Here is a 17,243-nt window from a genome sequence, read left to right on the forward strand (position 1 = left end):
GGTGAAGCTTAAATCAGTGAGCAGCGCCTAATCAGCAACAAGTGAAAAAGGTCTACAATCTGATTAAATAGTAGTCTGGGGGTAACCCCCCATTTTTTTATGCTCCATAGTTTGTCAGTTTTAACGGGTCATCCCGACTCTCTTGGAGTAAGAAAATGAAAAACCCTACTTTATCACTCAGCCTCATTGCGTCAGGACTGCTATGTTCAGGCCTTGCAAGTGCCGATGCCCTCATCGGTCCAGAACTATCTAAATCATTAGAAACACAAGCAGGTCCGTTTAATGTCATCGTTTCGATGAACGATAAACAAGACGTAAACTCAGTACTGCAATCCCTGAACGTACCTTACCTTGCGCTGCAATCAATGCCCATGGCCGGCACTACGCTCACAAAATCGCAGATTGAAGCGCTTGCTGACAATCCGTCAGTAGAAAGCATTTATGCTGACGCGCAACTGGAATATAAAAACTATACTTCGGGCCAGATTACTGGCGGTCACTATGTCCAGGATGTCTATAACGTTACGGGATTAGGCGTGACGATTGCTGTCCTTGACTCCGGAGTGGATGCCACGCACCCCGATCTTGAATTAGGTAGTAAAACGGTAGAAAACGTAAAAATTGTCGGCGACCTGGACTTAGCAGGCGGCCGCAACGCATTTATTGAAGGTGTGCCTAACAGTGATACCAGTTCAGGCCACGGCACCCATGTTGCCGGCACAGTGGGTGGTACTGGGGCTGTATCAGCCGATGATGAGCGTCGCCCTAATTACCATGCAGGTATTGCCCCGGATTCAAGCCTGGTTGGCCTTGGTGCGGGAGAAGGCGTGTCAATTCTTTACGCCCTGCTCGGGTTTGATTACGCCATCGCGAACCAGGATCGCCTGGACATCGATATTATTACCAATAGCTGGGGTGGCGGTGATGGCGCATCGTTCGATCCTAATAACCCTATTAATAAAGCTTCTTTTGAAGCCTATAAAAATGGCATGGTGGTCAGCTTTGCAGCCTCTAACTCAGGACCGGAAGAAGACACGCTGAACCAGTATGCAATAGCCCCATGGGTAATAAACGTGGCGGCCGGCACCAGCGATAAAACACTGGCTGATTTCTCCAGCCGCGGCGTCGCAGGCAGTGAATACAAACTCCCTGATATTACTGCGCCTGGGCAGAATATTACCTCTACCCGCGCACCAAATACCGCAATAGGCGCATTAGGTCCGGTTGCCGATCCGGATCATCCTGAATACTATGCGTACTACCATACTATCAGTGGTACCTCCATGGCGACGCCGTTTGTGGCAGGGGTAGCCGCGCTCTTACTAGAAGTAAATCCGCAGCTGTCGCCTGATCAGATTGAGCAAATTATTAAAGAAACAGCGGATCCGATGGATTATGCCCCACATGAAGTGGGTGCAGGATATATAAATGTCCGTGCCGCGGTAGAAAAAGCTGACTCTGTAATTGGTAATCGCGTCGACTTCCTTAATGGCAATACGTTGTGGGCAAGTCAGGGTAAATGGACCAGCGTTGATGATACCAGTGAGTTCCTGACCTATATCGGAAAGTGGTACGACAAAGATAATGAGCATGCATTTGAAAACACGGTGCATAAAACCAAGCGTGCGAATTCATCGTTCACTGCTACTGTCCGGGGTGATCGGGTCCGTTTGCACTTCCTGGTTAAAGACGACGAACCTGCATCGGTAGAGCTTATTTCGGATGGCCAGTCTATGGGTGTAGCCACCGTATACAGTGCCTCAGCCTCGAAAAATTCACCGGAAGATGTTGCAGTAGTATTCGATGGATTAGGTGAAGGTCTACACGACCTGGAAGTCAGAATGCTGAATAAATATATGTACTTTGATCGAATGGATGTGGACGGTACAGCCGTAGACAGCGACCTGACTTACTCTGAGCGCCAACAGGTAGATAACGGCACCATGGGTGCGTCAGCTGAGAACCTGGAAGTTCAGGAGTTCCCGCTTGAAATCACAGAAAATGATGTAAGCCTCACAACCACACTGAGCTGGTCAGGCGTTGCTGATTTAGATTTCTATCTGGTTAATCCCGCTGGTGAAGAAGTTGCCTCAAGCGCATCGCTGGAAAACCCTGAAGTCATTCAATACTTCACTGATCAACCGGGTACTTATCAATTGCGCGTTACCGGATACATTAGCGTCGCAACCCCGTTTGAAATTACGACGGATATCACTACCGCGCAGTAACGACATGTAACTCTAACTAATAAGCCCGCTTTGGCGGGCTTTTTTTTATGTTGTGACTCATACCACCAGTCTCTGACGCTGTACTTTTAAGGTCACAAACCCCTGCAGGGACATTCTCCCTCATGACCAGCAATGTTTGTCCCATATATAAAAAAGCCAGAGCAAAAGCTCTGGCAATAACCCCCAGGGTACACAAGCCGGTGAGGACACCCACCGGCATTACAACGTGTTATTCGAAGATATACCGCAAGCCCAGCGCATAACGCGGACCATACTGACGGGCAAACAGGAACTGCTCTTCATAACGGCCGTATCCCTGCTCGGTCTCGTTATTCAGGTTAATTCCTTCAAAGAACACCGTCAGATCTTCTGTAATATCGTAGTGAACGCTTACGTCCCACTGGCCATAAGTGCGTGCGAACTGCGGTGGGGCATCCGAAGAGCCCTGCGATTGACCGACACCTATTAGATAGGAGTCGCGCCATGCGTACGTCACTTTCGCCGACCAGCCATGCTTTTCGTAATACAGCTGCACGTTAGCCGAGTCACTCAGGCCATTTAGCGGTGCCTGCTGAGTGAGGCTGTCTACATCAAACTCGACATCCCCATCCACAAAGGTGGCATTAGCACCGATACCAAAGCCAGACTCACCGAACAGGTGCTGCACCGCTACTTCAAAACCGTCCACCATTTTACTGTCGGTGTTGGTAGGCTGACTGATGTTCCACACAATCAACGGGTCCGAGCCATCAGGCATGATCACGCCATCGGCATTGCCATGACCGTTCGCCAGCATCTGCTCATAAATCGCATTGCTGTCTGCCTGATCACCACGTGCCTCAATATCGGCAATGGCCTGCTGGTAGCGTGGGCCATTAAAGATATCGTGCAAGCCTTCAATAGTGGTTTCGGTGATTTGGGTCTGGATAAAGTTGTCTACGTCTTTGCGGAAGTAACCAACCGAGGCATAGCTGCCTTCGTCGTAATAATATTCCAGCGCGAAATCGAGGTTTGTAGACTCGAACGGCAGCAGATTAGTATTCCCCTGACCACCGGTCCGTGAACCTGGCTTGGGACTGCCGCTCAACGCCCGGCCACCGGCCAGTGCGCCCAGTGGTGCACGTGAGATAGTTTTACCCCAGGAAGCACGACCAATCAGATCATCGGTAATGTCTACGCGCACGTCGAACATAGGCAGGAATACGTCATAATCGCCTTCCGACACCAGGAAGTTGTCACTGCCACCGGTTTCATACTGCATGATCCATTCTGACGGGCTCACCCAGTTCACCTGCTGTTCTACCCGCTGGCGCACCGTACTGGTAACTTCCGTTTCTTCATACCGCACACCCACATTCAGGGTTACCGGGAAGTCAGCCACTTCAAATTCCCAGTCAGTCTGCACATAGATGCTGTTAGTCACCTCTTCCACATAGCTTTCGCTGTCGATGCCATCAAAGTAAGCATCTGGCACATACACGTTGTCGCCCATCAATGCCTCAGTCAGGAACGCCATCTGACGCGCCACGGCCTCGTCGAAGTCATAGGTGTAATAATAAGAGGGCAGTAAGTCAGCGCCACCACCGGCAAATTGATCAAGCAGACCCGCCGTGCTGTTAAGCGTGAACATGCTGTCCGGGAATATTTCGGTAAACGAGGGATTAAAGCCCGGGCCACCGCGCAGACCACTCCACGCCGTCGTACCACCCATGGTTTGTTCCGTGCGGGCCGCCCCGAACTTCACTTCTACCATGGGAATATCGAACGCCGAGTTATACCACTGACCGTCCAGCTGCAGCTGTTCTATTTCAGACTTACCCGGTGAATGAATAAACTGACTGAAGTTGGAATCAATTTCACCCGGTTGCAGCACCGTCGTGCCGTTCGCCCAGTTGATGTACGCGTGTGGAATTTCGCCGTTGCGATAATCATAAACTTTACTGATAAGCTGATCAGAACCCAGGATCACCTGACCGGCATTACCGCTGCCCGGATCTGCGCCATTGTCAGCTTCGTTGCTGGAATCGTGGTAATCCAGTGAAAAAGTTAAGTCGTCACTGACCATCCACTCCACGTTAAAGCCAATAGATTCCGCATCCACTTCTGTAGTGTTCTTTGCGGCAGTAAATGAACCGTCGTTACCGGCAATATCGGCATAAACGGCGGTGCCGTTTTCGTCCAGCTCATAGCCGTTGATGTTACCGCCAAACTCATTCCAGATCCCCCAGCCAATGCTGTTGACACCGGTCACGGCGTTACTGGCGGTGTAATCTGCGGTAAAGGTCAGTGCATCCGTGGGCGCATACTGCAGGGTGACCTGCGCGTTAGTACGCTCACGCTCCACATTGTCGATGCCGTAGTTCATGTCTTTGGGGAAGAAGTGGTTACCAATACGGTTGCCTTCATCGTCCACGGCACGCGGGTCGATCACTGTGCCACTCGGTGAGTCCGGCAGTGCTACGTTCGCCTGCCAGCCCTGGACGTTGGCCTGCTGACGCTGGAAATCCCGCTGATGGTGAGAAAATGAAACGGCCAAGCCCAGGGTGTCATCAGCAAACGTGTTGCTGTACACCGCGGCCACTTCTGGCGTTACCTCGTCACCCTCTTCCACTGAACTGTCATGAATGGCTTTACCCATTACAGAAAAACGCTGACCCGGGTTATTCAAAGGCTTGGTGGTAACGATATTCACGTTAGCACCTAAGCCACCACTGGGCGTCGCAGCCCGTGCGGTCTTAAACACTTCCAGGGTTGAAACCCCTTCAGAAGATAAGTTTTCCAGATTAAATGAACGGGTATAACCGGTACCCGGCATCTGACGTCCGTTCAGGGTAATCAGGTTGAACTCTGGTCCAAAGCCCCGCACGGTAATCTGACTGCCTTCACCGTTTGAACGGCTTACCGACACACCGGTAATACGCTGTAGGGACTCGGCCAGATTAGTGTCTGGAAAGCGCCCCATTTCTTCAGCAGAAATAGCGTCCATCACACCGTTGTTAGAACGTTTAATATCCATGGCTTTAATTAAACTGCCACGAATGCCTTGTACTTCAATCACCTCGACAGGTTGGGCATTATCGTTAAGGTTATCACTGTCGGTGCTTTCCTGTGCCACCGCAGAGTGGACACCGGTGCTGAGCACCACCGCCAGGGTCGCCGCCAGACGGGTTTTGGTAAATGTATGCTGTGTCATGTTTATCATTCTCATATAAGCATTCAGTTCTTGCAGCAGGGCACATCACCCCGCTGCAGTCCTTGCCGTCCGGCTATGGTGCGGCGATTATTGCGTTATCGATGCGGTACACGGCCCCCTCGCCGGTTCCCCAGCCAGGGAATACCATCACTACGTCGATAGCACTGATGTCCAGGCCGGCATCAAACAACGTCTGTAAGGTAAAGGTATAGGTTTGCCACTCGCCGACCACCGGTGCTTCACCCTCGACGCTGGCCGTTAATGGCAGCTCCACTGCCGTGGCCGTGTCGCCAGACTCAATTTTAAAGAACCACTCGGCATCAGGGTTAACAGGGGCATCTACGATTTTCATTTCAAACTGAACCACACCGCCGTTCAGAATGGCTGAAGCGTCGTGATATACGCCATCGTCAGCCAGGAAACCCATCACGGTAGGTGCTGAGCCAATCACAAATTCTGCAACAGTGCCGTGGGCTTCATCATCCTGCTCTTCGGTAGGTTTAGAGCCGCCACAGCAATCCCAGATTGACCACTGCTCGGCAGCGGTATTGGCAAATAGGGTGATCTCGCCTTCCGGAGGCGGCGCAGGCACACCGATAATCGCGTTATCGATACGATACACCGCACCTTCACCTGTACCCCAGCCAGGGAACACCATCACCACGTCGATGCTGCTGATATCAAGACCGGCATCAAACAGTGTTTGCAAAGTAAAGGTATAGGTCTGCCACTGGCCTACCAGCGGGGTGTGCCCTTCGACGCTCGCGCTCAGCGGTAACTCCACTGCGGTCGCCGCATCGCCCGACTCAATCTTGAAGAACCATTCTGCGTCCGGATTATTCGGTGCTGAGACAACCTTCATTTCAAACTGTACCACGCCGTTTTCCAGCAGCGCTGATGCATCGTGATACACCCCATCATCGGCCAGGAATCCCATAACGGTCGGTGCTGCACCAATCATGAATTGCGCCACTGTGCCGTGGGCATCGTCATCCTGCTCTTCGGTAGGCGTACTGCCGCCACAGCAATCCCAGATAGACCATTGGTCAGCAGCGCTGTCGGCAAACAATGTCAGCGAACCAGGTACTGACGGTGAGGGCGCATCAGGGTAGTAAATTTTAACGTTATCAACCCGGTACAATGCACCTTCGCCCGTTCCCCAGGCAGGGAAGATCATCAGCACGTCAATAGCTGACGCGTCCAGACCGGCTGCTACCAGGTCGCTGATCGCGAAGGTGTAGGTTTGCCATTCACCGGTAGTCGGTGCCACACCTTCCTGACTTTCGGTCAGGGGTAGTTCCACCGCCGTCGCAGCATTATCCGCCTCAACTTTAAACAACCAGGTTGAATCCGGGTTAGCCGGCGCATCCACGACTTTCAAATCAAACTGGATAACGCCTTCTTCAATGATACTGGTGGCATCAAATGGTTTGTTACCGCCACCGGCGTCCGGACGGGTGATAAAGCCATTTACAGTAGGATCGGCACCTACCATGAATTGGGCAACCATGCCGTGATCGGGATCCTCATCCATTTCTTCGGTGGGGGTAGAACCGCCACAGCAATCCCACATGGGCCAGTCGAGATTTTCTTCGTCTTCGAAGATCACCAGCTCAGGGAAGCTGACGCCGTCCTGCGCAATTTGCACATCATCCAGCTGATAAACTGCACCCGAGCCCGTGTCCCAGGCAGGGAACACCATAATCACATCAATAGCGGACAGGTCCAGCCCGGCATCGGCCAGCATTTGCAGTGGAAACTCAAAGGTTACCCACTCGCCTACCACTGGCGTCGTGCCAGCCGGGTTGTTAGCCAAAGGCATTTCCACGGCCGTGGTATTGTTATTACTTTCTACCTTGAACATCCAGGTAGAATCCGGATTTGTGGGCGCGCTTACCACCTTCATGTCGAAGCTGATACTGCCGTTCTCAGCAATGGGTGACGCATCAAACGGGCTGGCTTGCCCTTCCGGATCAGTCAAAAACTCGCTGCGGGTAATGAAACCGTTAACGGTGGGTGCATCGTTTACATAAAATTCATACACATCCCCACGGTCGGCATCGTCTACCAGCATAGGCGTAGAACCGCCACAGCAATCCCAGGCCGCCCAGTTTGGATTTGGGGTGCCATCAAAAATAGTCAGGTTTTGTGGGATGCCGCTTGAGGGCGGGGTAGGGATTGGCGCTTTGCCTTCTACCAGTGCATCGTCAAGGCTTTCGTAGCCCGGACGCACCGTTTCGCACCCTCTGCCTGTGTCAAAATCAGAGGCGCACTGATACACCCGTACATAATCAATTTCGTAGGTTTGTCCTTCAGCGAAGGCGTCAGCATCAATACCCAGTTCATTGACGTTTTCAGGCCAGTTCCCGCCTACGGCCAGATTCAGCAGTAAGTGGAACTCCTGGTCGAATGGTGCGCTGTCCCAGTGGGTGGTTAACTCACCACTGCCCTGGTCAAAGTATTCGGCGAACCAGCCACGATGGGCCAGACCAACAGCCTCACCTTTGCTGTTGTAACGCACTTCTGACTGGCGCTGAGTCTGATACAGGTAACCATCGACATACCAGCGAATTTCGCCTTCCTGCCATTCGATTGCATAGGTATGGAAGCCATCTGCCGGATTCATATCATTGGGCAGCTCATAGGCTTTGCCTGAATTGACATTGTTTGGCCAGTCCTGACCGTAATGCAGGGTGCCGTATACAAAATCTTCAGGCGTGCCGTCTTCCCGGGCCGCCTTTAAGTTGACTGACTCAACGATGTCGATCTCGCCAGATTTTGGCCAGCCACCATACACGTAATCAGTCGGTAACATCCAGAATGCCGGCCAGCTGCCCTGACCTGACGGCAACTTGGCCCGCATTTCAAAGCGCCCATATTTAAAGTCTGCTTTATACCGGGTATTCAGTCGCGCTGATGTGTAGGGTTTAGGAGCACCTTCCTCAGAAGGTAGGGCCACGATGTGCAGATTGCCATCAGCGACATAAGAGTTGGCCGGATCATCGGTGTAACACTGCTTCTCATTGTTACCGCCTCCCTCGCAGTTGACTTCATGCGTCCATTTATTGTCATCGATGGTGTCCCCATCGAATTCGTCACTCCAAACCAGTTCCCAGTCAGAAACCGGTGCGGTAGCATCCACGGCGGTAAAGTCGGACTCAGTCTCCGCACTTCCACCACCACACCCGACAAGCGTTGCCGCTGCAATAGCGGTCACCAGCCGGGAAAGTTGAGTTGCTGTGTATTTCATTTTTTTCAGCCCCGAAATGTAATCTGCACACTTTGTTAAAAAGCACCCACCACTGAAAGCGCTTACAAAATCTCGTTAAAAATTCTGTAAGCGCTTACAACTTGTTAACCAAATATAGCGGAGGAAAAAATATTTAACAATAACTTTACTTAAATTTTGATCAGGTACTTTAGTATGAGCGTAAGGTCGCCCTGTCGGGGAGACGACCCTCATTTTGAGATTACAGATGGGTTGAAGCAGCGCCTAGCGATGGATGAATTCATCCTCTTTTTCCGTCTTGCGACGGGGCAAGGCAAACTCCATGGCCGGCGGGGGCGTGCTGGTGTGTGAAGACTCCAGATAGTCATTGATGCTGTCTATTCCTGCCAGCGAGGAGCACAGTGCTTCCGGGTGAGTGCCCAGATGCGGATTATAGCGAACCAGCCAGGCTCGCATCTCTTCGGTGTCACCATCTGACATAGCATAGAGTAAATGATACATGCGGATGAAGGCGAGTTGCAGCGCCGCCTCGTGAGCATCGGTATCAAACCCCACCAGCGAGGTCTGCGCCAGTGCGGTTTCTGATATGCCTAAAAAATCAGCAGCTTGCACGTTATTCCAGCCCAGTTCTTCATAAGCCCAGGTGAATGCTTTCATGACGACAGCGGGTTGTGTGGCAGCGACGGTCATAGAATTTCCCCTTGCTTTGCAGATAAAACAACGTAACACCGCCTATCCCTTGCGAAATACATTCCACAATTGTTAATAAGGCGTTATTCGGGTGTTTTGGTTAGTAATTGGATGCGACCACAATGGGTTAGTGATGAGCAGTTACTGAGCCAGCCGAGAAAAATTAGCGGTTCTTCTGAAAATGAACCCGTTCAGCGCGCCTATCCAGTGCGTAGCCGGCTTGCAGGCTCCATTGTAGTGCGTCCTGATAGTGATCAAAGAACCGGTGAGGCAGCGAATGCGCTTCATAGATATTATCTAATTGCGCGCGGGTGCTGTTACGCACCGAGGAGTTTTCCAACACCAGCGCGACTGATGCCAGACCATGTTCTGCAGCAATGGCAATGCCGTGACGCAAGCGCGCCTCAGCCGCCGGCACCATCAGGCTTTCACCTTCGAGAATTGTAATGTCTGCCCAGCGGGCACCGTAAACAGGCGCCACCTCCTGCACATAATCCCGGGTGTAGGCGTACACGCACTCCAGATTCCACGGACCATACGCGTGCGTTATCAGATGTTCGCCGCACAGGGTCAGATTATATTCACCGTGGATAAATTTCATCGTTTCAGAAGAGACTTATAGCAGTAACAGTCAGTAGCCAACCGGGTTTCTCAGTACCAGCAGATATTGAATAATCGTCTGCGATCCATAGCCTGCCAAACCAGCCAGTAATCCTGTTACGCGCCTGCGTGTAAAGATTGGCTAACCAAACAGAAAATGCATGGCACGGTTACCCGTGCCATTCACCGATATTACTCGTAAGCGCCACTGGAATAGGTTAATTCATAGCTGTGGCTGTAGATTTCCAGAATATTACCAAACGGGTCTTCCATGTAAATCATGCGGTATGGCTTCTCATCTGGGTAATAGTAACGTGGCTCTTTCATGCGACGCTTACCGCCGGCCGCTTCAATTTTCTCGGCAAGGCCTTCCAAATCGGGATCCTGTACACAGAAATGAAAAATACCGGTTTTCCAGTATTCAAAGTTATTTTCCGGATCTTCCTGACCGTTAAACTGGAATATTTCTACCCCGATACGGTCGCCGGTGGACAGATGGGCGATCTTAAACGAGCCCCAACCTGCTCCGAATACGTCAGTGCACATTTCACCAATGGCGCTGTCGTCTTCTTCAATGACGGTGGGCTTCATAATGAGATACCAGCCCAGCACCTCGGTATAGAATTTTACGGCAGCTTCTACATCTGGAACAGACAAGCCGATATGTGAAAACGTTCTTGGGTACGGTGTCATGAATAACCCCCTTTGGTTACAGTTCGAATTTTGTATACGGGTACCTTACGCCAAGAGAAACAAAATGATAAATTATCAATATTTTTAAATTTGATAATGTAATTTTATGAAGATTAATCCAGTCTGGTTGCAGACGTTCCGGGTACTGGCCGATACCGGTAGCTTTACTAAAACCGCTACCACCCTGTTTATGACTCAGCCCGGGGTGAGTCAGCATATTAAGAAGCTGGAGGAAGTGTGTGGCTATTCCCTGCTTAACCGTTATGGCAAACGGTTCGATTTAACCCGACAGGGGGATTTGCTGTACCGCCATGCACTGGCGGTGGCTGAAGAAGAAAAGAAGCTGTTGCAGGCGTTAGGGGAAGATGATCCGGTGAGTGGCGACTGTCGCATTGCCTGCTCCGGCTCCACGGCGCTGAGAATATACCGGCACTTGCTGGGGCACCAGGCTGAGCATCCTGGGTTGACCATGCAGCTGCAGGCGGCACCGTACCAGTCTATTCTTAGTGCCATCGCGCAGGGTGATATTGATTTAGGGGTGGTGACCGAAAAACCGGATGCGCTGCAGTTTACTGCCAAAAAAATTGGTCGCGAGTCCATTGCCATCATTGTGCCGGCAAATCGTCCTCAGGGCGCGCAACTGTTACCGGACTACCTGCAACAGTTGGGGATCATTCGCCATCCCGACAGCGACTATTACACCCGGCTTTATCTGGATCATAGTGAGTCCGATACCCTGCGTAGCGTGGCTTTTCAAACTCTGCCCACCCGCGGGTTTGTCAATCAGATCCACGATATCCTGTTACCCGTTTCACAGGGGTTGGGCTTTGCCGTGTTACCTTACAGCGTGTTGGTGGCAAGCCCTTACCGGGACCGATTAAGCGTCATGAGTAATATCCCGCTGATTGCCGAAACCTTGTATTTGGTGTATCGCAAGAACCGGCAGTTACCCGCGCGATTTGATGCAATAATGTCGCTGCTGGGTGAACACCTGGCCGATGACGGGCATCACAGTACTGGCACCGCTGTTACCTAATGCACGCTGTCTGACACCAGCGTGACCATCACCACGCCGGCCAGGATCAGGCCGATACCGGCGATGGCGGGTAGATCGAGCTTCTGGCCGAACAGCGCCCAACCTATCAGGGCAATAAGCACAATACCGGTACCGGCCCAGACCGCGTAGCTTATTCCCACCGGAATCACTTTAATGGCCTGGGCCAGGCAATAGAAAGCCACACTGTAGCCCGCGATCACCCACAAACTCGGCCAGAGTCTGGTCATACCGTCGCTGAGTTTAAGTGCAGAAGTGGCGGCCACCTCCGCCACAATGGCCACGGCCAGATAAATCCAGTACACCATGCTATTGTCCTCCTGCCCTAACAATTCTACCGACGCATTACGCTGATTAATGTAACTTAAGTCGCGGGCTAAGCGCACTGCTTAGTTTGCGCACCAGAATATTCAGCACGCCGCGCACTTTGCCGTGCACAGCTAACTGATGCATATTGTACAGCGACACATAGACCAGCCGGGCCAGCCGCCCTTCGATAAACATGCTGGAATTGGCCAGCGAGCCCATCAGACTGCCCACCGTGCTGTACTTGCTCAGGTGTACCAGCGAGCCGTAATCCTTATATTGGAAATGGCCAAGCGGCTTGCCGTCATACAGACGGATCAGGTTCGTAGCCGCGACCGAGGCCATCTGGTGGGCAGACTGCGCCCGCGGGGGCACCCACTGGCCGTTTTCCTGTTTGATACCACAACAGTCACCAATCACAAAGATGTTATCGTGGACCGTACTTTGCAGCGTAGGTGTTACCAGGATCTGGTTGCCGCGGTTGGTTTCAAAAATATCCATTGAGGTCAGAAAGTCAGGGGCTTTGACGCCCGCCGCCCACACCATCATGTCGGCATCAATACGGGTATCAGCTTTGGTCGTAAAGCCATTCGCATCGGCCTGGGCCACCATGGTGCCTTCCAGTACCTCAATCCCTAGTTTGAGCAGCGCCTGTCTGGCCGAGTCGGCAATGCGTTCAGGCAAGGCGGGCAGGATCCGGTCACCGGCTTCAATAATCGACACTTTCAGACGTTCAGCCGACATCGCAGGCATGCCATAGGTTTTCGCCAAATTAGCGATGTGATGCAGCTGGGCCGCCAGCTCGGTACCCGTGGCACCGCCCCCTACAATAGCCACATGCAGAGACGATTTATCGGTACTGCCCTGATTAATACGCAGCAGCTGATTGAGCAGGGCACGGTGAAATTTTTCGGCGCCCTGCAATGAGTCTAATGAATAACAATGTTCCGCCACGCCGGGCGTGCCAAAGTCATTGCACACACTGCCTATTGCCAGCACCAGCTCGTCGTATTCCAGAGTACGTGGTGGCAGGATCTCGTCACCGTCTTCGTCGCACAAAGCCGCCAGTTCAATGGTGCGTGCGTCAGGATTAATCCCGGTGAGGGTACCCGGCATAAACTGATAATGGTGACGGGCCGCATGCATCGCGTAATCAACGCCATCGGAATGTTTATCAATGACGCCGGCTGCTACTTCGTGAAGCAACGGCTTCCAGATATGGGTACGGTTTTTATCTACCAGCGTAATATCGGCGTCACCGCGCTTGCCCAATGTGCGGCTAAGCCGGGTAACCAGCTCTAAACCGCCGGCACCTCCGCCCACTACAATAATTTTTTTCATGCGTCATTCCATTTGCCAATTAGTACAGGTAACGCATCGCCACAGTAGGTGGCAATTGCCGATGACTGACAGACAAAAAGGTGACGCAAGCCATTGCGATGGCTTACCTGTAGTAACTGGCACAGACGTCAATCATTTCAGCCATACGGTGGCCTGAGATCACAGCATGGCTGAGATGACTGGTGTCAGGAGGGCGTCCCCCTGACACGCCAGGTTAGATTACCACCGATACTCCAGGCTTACCATGCCGTGACGGGGCAGGCCCGGGAAATAGCGATCGCCACTGAAACCGGAGAAGTCGGCCCGTTCTGCGTAGGCCTCGTCAGTAAGGTTAAGTACTCTGACATAGGCGGTAAGCCCATCGGTCAGACTGGCGCTGGCTCTGACGTGAAGCAGATCATGACCGGCGTAACTATGCTGATTTTCCGGATCGGTGTAGTAGTCATCCATGTGCTGCCACTCCAGTACCACCCGGGTATCAGGTAACGGGTTCCAGCCAAGACGGGCGTTGACCAGGTTGCGTGGCGCAGTATCAATATCATTACCGTTAATATTCACCCCGCCGGAGAGCTGATCGTGGGCATAGGTATGGCGCGCATGACTGGCCGCCAGTGCCAGGTCCCACTGGGTGGAAAACCTGTAGTCCAGCTCTATTTCGATGCCCCGGTGGCGGCTTTCGCCATCACTGACGTTGAAAAAGTCGCTGTCCCTGAAAATCACATTGTCTTTGCGCATGTGATAGGCAGATAAGGTATACGTGAACGCCTGGACCCGGCCTTTTACCCCAAACTCCGCGTTAGTGGCGGTTTCACTGTCTAACTCTGCGACCTGCTGGTCACGCTGCAAGCGATACAGTTCGGTAGCCTGCGGAGCCCGATAGCCGCGCGACAGGTTGGCGTAGAGCTGCGTGTGTGCAGAAAGCTGATAACTCACGCCAAATTTAGGGCTCAGGTTGTGATATGTATCGGTGCCGCTGGGCGGACGAGAGTACCGGCAGCCGCCAAACCCGCAGGTGCTGCCATCGTCCCGGGTACGCCCCGCCAGCATGTTATTGGTGTAGTCGTAATGCATGGTTTCATAGCGTGCCCCTGCGGTGACCTGCCAGGCCTCATGCTGCCAGCGCAATGATGCAAACGGCGCCCACAGCGTGGCCTCGACGTCATAATCATAGTGCTGCCCCTCCGGCACAGTGGCCTGCAGAAAGTCTGAGCCCTGGGTGGGCGTATCCTGAAACTGGGTAAGACTACCGTCGGTATATTCGGCATCCACACCCATACTCAGCCCCCAGGTTTCACTTAAAGACTGTTCGTATAATGACTGGATACCCATGCCCCGCTGGGCATTTTCTTCCAGCGGTGTACCGGGCAGAAAGTGCATGCGAAAGGCCATGTCCTGATCCCGCACGTACGGCGTGACCGACACGCGTCTGTCCTCGCCTAACGCCCACTCGGCATTGGTCCATACCCGCAGCGACCGGTTTTTTCTGAATGCTTCGGGGTTCTCGTTACTGCTGGCGATAGCTGAGTCTTTATAGCTTTCAAAACCGGTGATATAGCCTGCGGTTTCCTGATCCAGATTGGTATAGGTAAGTCCGCTGGTCAGTGAAATCTGTTGCCCGTCGAAGCGATGACGCAGATTAACTTTCTCCTGATGCACGCTTTCTTCTTCGCGGTAGCCGCTATTACGGGTGACGCTGGCGTTTATGCCCACGCCGCTGCGGCCAAAATCTTTGCCTTGCCGAAACTTTGCCCGGGTATATCCATACGAGCCATAATCGACGCCCAGTAAGCCGGCGTCCTGTGTGGTGTCCGGCGTGATCACATTAATCACCCCGTGCACCGCGTTGCTGCCGTACAATGGCGAGCCCGGCCCTTTAAGCACCTCAACACGCTGCGCCATCTCGGTGTGTGCTTCAAACAATTCATTGATATTACAAAACCCTGCTGCCCGCAGTGGGATCCCGTCTTCTGCTGTCAACAGCCCGCCACAGGCGCCCGCCCCGGTGAAAACCTGAGAGCGCAGCGCAGGCAAATACTCCTGACCATTGCCGCGCTGCACACCCGCCCCGGCAATATATTTCAGCACCTGCTCAATGTGGACAGGCGAGGTGAGCGCAAGCTCAGCACTATTCACATCGCTGATCACCACCGGCTGGCTACCTGAGGGCTGCGCAAATCGCGAGCCGGTGGTGGTCACCCGCTCAATATCGTCGGGCACGTCAGCTGCACTGGCCGGCCACATCACACTGACCAACAGACAGATGCTTCCTGCCTGCACCCTGCTCAGCGCGTTGAAGCTTTGCCACCTGAACACGCCTTTCTGCTTACTCATAGTTAAACCTTTATTCTGAAAATCTCATCCCGACGTCGCGGTCACCCGCGCATCTACTGCGTACCCATGTGTCACTGTACCTAATTTCCTCTCCCATTATGGATTACTACGACAAACAGACTGCCTGACTGGATGAAGCACGGCGCGTCCCCCCCTGACCATCAAAAGGGCTCAGGCAAGGCCCGCTGTCGTTATTTGCGGATGCGTTCTCACACACAATCAATTAAGCTGACTACATTCATGGTCACCAGCTCAACGAACTTATGCCCACACTCATTACGTCCCTGTCAGCGCTTATTGAACTGTCCGTCGCACCCGTCTTCCTGCTGGCCGGCATTGCCGGCTTTCTGAACGTCATGTCAGGACGGCTGGGGCGCATTTCTGACCGCGTGCGGGTTGCAGAGCGCCACGTGCATACCCTCACGGCAGACGACCAGGTACGCAGCGTACGCCGCCACGAAATACTGGTGCTGTGGCGCCGGGTAACAGTTATTAACTGGGCAATTGGTTTGTGTGTGGCCTCTGGCCTGATGGTGTGTAGCGTCATCATGAGCCTGTTCGCCGGTGAGCTGTGGAATATCAATCTGCGCTTGCTGGTCGTTACCTTGTTTGTATTAGCGATGGGGCTGTTGATTTCGTCTCTGGTCGTGTTTCTGGTGGAAGTCCGCCTGGCCACCAAAACCATCAATATAGTTAGAACCATTCGCTAAACCACGTAAATTTTTTGCGTTAACGGGCGATGCATCACTGCGCCCGGCACGTTGTCGTGATGTTACCCGGGTCGCGGCATCACAAACTTATTGTCGTCATTAATGGTAAAGTAATCGCCGCTGCCGCCCCCGCGAAGCAGCGGCCGGGCCCGGGTTGTCTGATAGATGCCGTCCTGCAGCAGCTGCTTGTCGATGTGCACCGCCACAACTTCACCAAACACCATCCAGGTATTACACGCACTTCCTTCGGCGTCGGTAAGCTGCAGGATCTGCGTTTTTCGACACTCCATCACTACCCGACACTGCGCCACATGTGGCACCTGTACTTTTTTGGAGGCCCGCGCGGTCAGGTTGGCGTGGGTAAACTCACTTTCGTCCGCCGGCAACGATGCGCTGCTTTCATTCATAGCGGCAGCCAGCTCGGTAGTCGCCAGATTCCAGCAAAACTCGCCTGTTTCAGCGATATTATTCAGGCTGTCTTTATCGCACACGCTGGAAAAGCCAATGATGGGGGGCGTGTAATTGAACGCATTAAAAAAACTGTAAGGGGCCAGATTGAGTGTCCCGGAGCTGTCCTGTGAAGAAATCCAGCCTATTGGCCGGGGCGCGATGATGGCGTTGAACGGATCATGAGGCAGCTGATGCCCCGTCGCAGGTTCGTAGTAATGATAATCCACTGTAATTAGCACCGTATTGTTTGTTTATGGCCCTTCTACGCATGGTACGTGGCTTTTGACCATCTTTACAGCTACCAACCGACTGACTTTCGCGATGGGTGTCCTGTGATTTTTCTGCAGCTGATTTAAAGTAATACCTGCTAAACAACAGACGTCAGTCTGAGCCGGGAGACCGGGTACACCACCGCCGA

General features: G+C 52.8%; 12 protein-coding genes. 3 read left to right on the plus strand and 9 right to left on the minus strand.

Going from position 1 to position 17,243, the window contains the following annotated elements; translation table 11 throughout:
* Positions 1-155 precede the first annotated feature (155 nt).
* The gene (locus OCL06_RS02295; RefSeq protein ID WP_262992123.1) at positions 156-2,228 is read left to right on the plus strand and encodes a S8 family peptidase; all 2,073 of its coding nucleotides are present in this window, start codon (positions 156-158) and stop codon (positions 2,226-2,228) included.
* Positions 2,229-2,457: 229 nt separating this feature from the next.
* Here OCL06_RS02295 and OCL06_RS02300 read toward each other — a convergent pair whose 3' ends face one another.
* From OCL06_RS02300 to OCL06_RS02320, 5 genes are all read right to left on the minus strand, one after another.
* Complete coding sequence (locus OCL06_RS02300; RefSeq protein WP_262992124.1) at positions 2,458-5,421, minus strand: TonB-dependent receptor; 2,964 nt, start codon at positions 5,419-5,421, stop codon at positions 2,458-2,460.
* Between the two features lie 73 nt (positions 5,422-5,494).
* The gene (locus tag OCL06_RS02305; protein WP_308445987.1) at positions 5,495-8,671 is read right to left on the minus strand and encodes a family 16 glycosylhydrolase; all 3,177 of its coding nucleotides are present in this window, start codon (positions 8,669-8,671) and stop codon (positions 5,495-5,497) included.
* Positions 8,672-8,914: 243 nt separating this feature from the next.
* Positions 8,915-9,340, minus strand: coding sequence for an antitoxin Xre/MbcA/ParS toxin-binding domain-containing protein (locus tag OCL06_RS02310; RefSeq protein ID WP_262992125.1), 426 nt, complete (start codon positions 9,338-9,340; stop codon positions 8,915-8,917).
* Between the two features lie 163 nt (positions 9,341-9,503).
* A complete protein-coding gene (locus OCL06_RS02315) occupies positions 9,504-9,941 on the minus strand; it encodes a hypothetical protein (protein ID WP_262992126.1) in 438 nt (145 codons plus the stop codon).
* A 191-nt stretch (positions 9,942-10,132) separates the two neighbouring features.
* Positions 10,133-10,633: a lactoylglutathione lyase family protein gene (locus OCL06_RS02320; protein ID WP_262992127.1), complete on the minus strand. Its 501-nt coding sequence runs from the start codon at positions 10,631-10,633 to the stop codon at positions 10,133-10,135.
* 106 nt (positions 10,634-10,739) lie between these two features.
* Between OCL06_RS02320 and OCL06_RS02325 the strand changes: the two genes are divergently transcribed.
* Positions 10,740-11,669 carry a LysR family transcriptional regulator gene (locus OCL06_RS02325; protein WP_262992128.1) on the plus strand — a complete coding sequence of 310 codons (930 nt, stop codon included), beginning with the start codon at positions 10,740-10,742 and terminating at the stop codon, positions 11,667-11,669.
* Here OCL06_RS02325 and OCL06_RS02330 read toward each other — a convergent pair.
* The 3 genes from OCL06_RS02330 to OCL06_RS02340 all read right to left on the minus strand — a co-directional run bounded on the left by OCL06_RS02330 (position 11,666) and on the right by OCL06_RS02340 (position 15,575).
* Complete coding sequence (locus tag OCL06_RS02330; RefSeq protein ID WP_262992129.1) at positions 11,666-11,995, minus strand: DMT family transporter; 330 nt, start codon at positions 11,993-11,995, stop codon at positions 11,666-11,668. The two genes, OCL06_RS02325 and OCL06_RS02330, sit on opposite strands and share 4 nt — an antisense overlap.
* 46 nt (positions 11,996-12,041) lie before the next feature.
* Entirely contained in the window at positions 12,042-13,334 is a 1,293-nt protein-coding gene (locus tag OCL06_RS02335; RefSeq protein WP_262992130.1) for an NAD(P)/FAD-dependent oxidoreductase, read from the minus strand.
* 219 nt (positions 13,335-13,553) lie between these two features.
* Positions 13,554-15,575, minus strand: a complete 2,022-nt coding sequence (locus OCL06_RS02340) for a TonB-dependent receptor (protein WP_262992336.1) — start codon at positions 15,573-15,575, stop codon at positions 13,554-13,556.
* A gap of 353 nt (positions 15,576-15,928) precedes the next feature.
* Here OCL06_RS02340 and OCL06_RS02345 point away from each other — a divergent pair, with 353 nt between their 5' ends.
* The gene (locus OCL06_RS02345; protein ID WP_262992131.1) at positions 15,929-16,375 is read left to right on the plus strand and encodes a DUF2721 domain-containing protein; all 447 of its coding nucleotides are present in this window, start codon (positions 15,929-15,931) and stop codon (positions 16,373-16,375) included.
* 62 nt (positions 16,376-16,437) lie between these two features.
* Here OCL06_RS02345 and OCL06_RS02350 read toward each other — a convergent pair whose 3' ends face one another.
* On the minus strand, positions 16,438-17,058 hold the full coding sequence (locus tag OCL06_RS02350) for a flavin reductase family protein (RefSeq protein ID WP_262992337.1): 621 nt from the start codon (positions 17,056-17,058) through the stop codon (positions 16,438-16,440).
* Between the last annotated feature and the right edge of the window lie 185 nt (positions 17,059-17,243).

The organism is Alteromonas salexigens (assembly GCF_025628895.1).
GTDB lineage: Bacteria > Pseudomonadota > Gammaproteobacteria > Enterobacterales > Alteromonadaceae > Alteromonas > Alteromonas salexigens.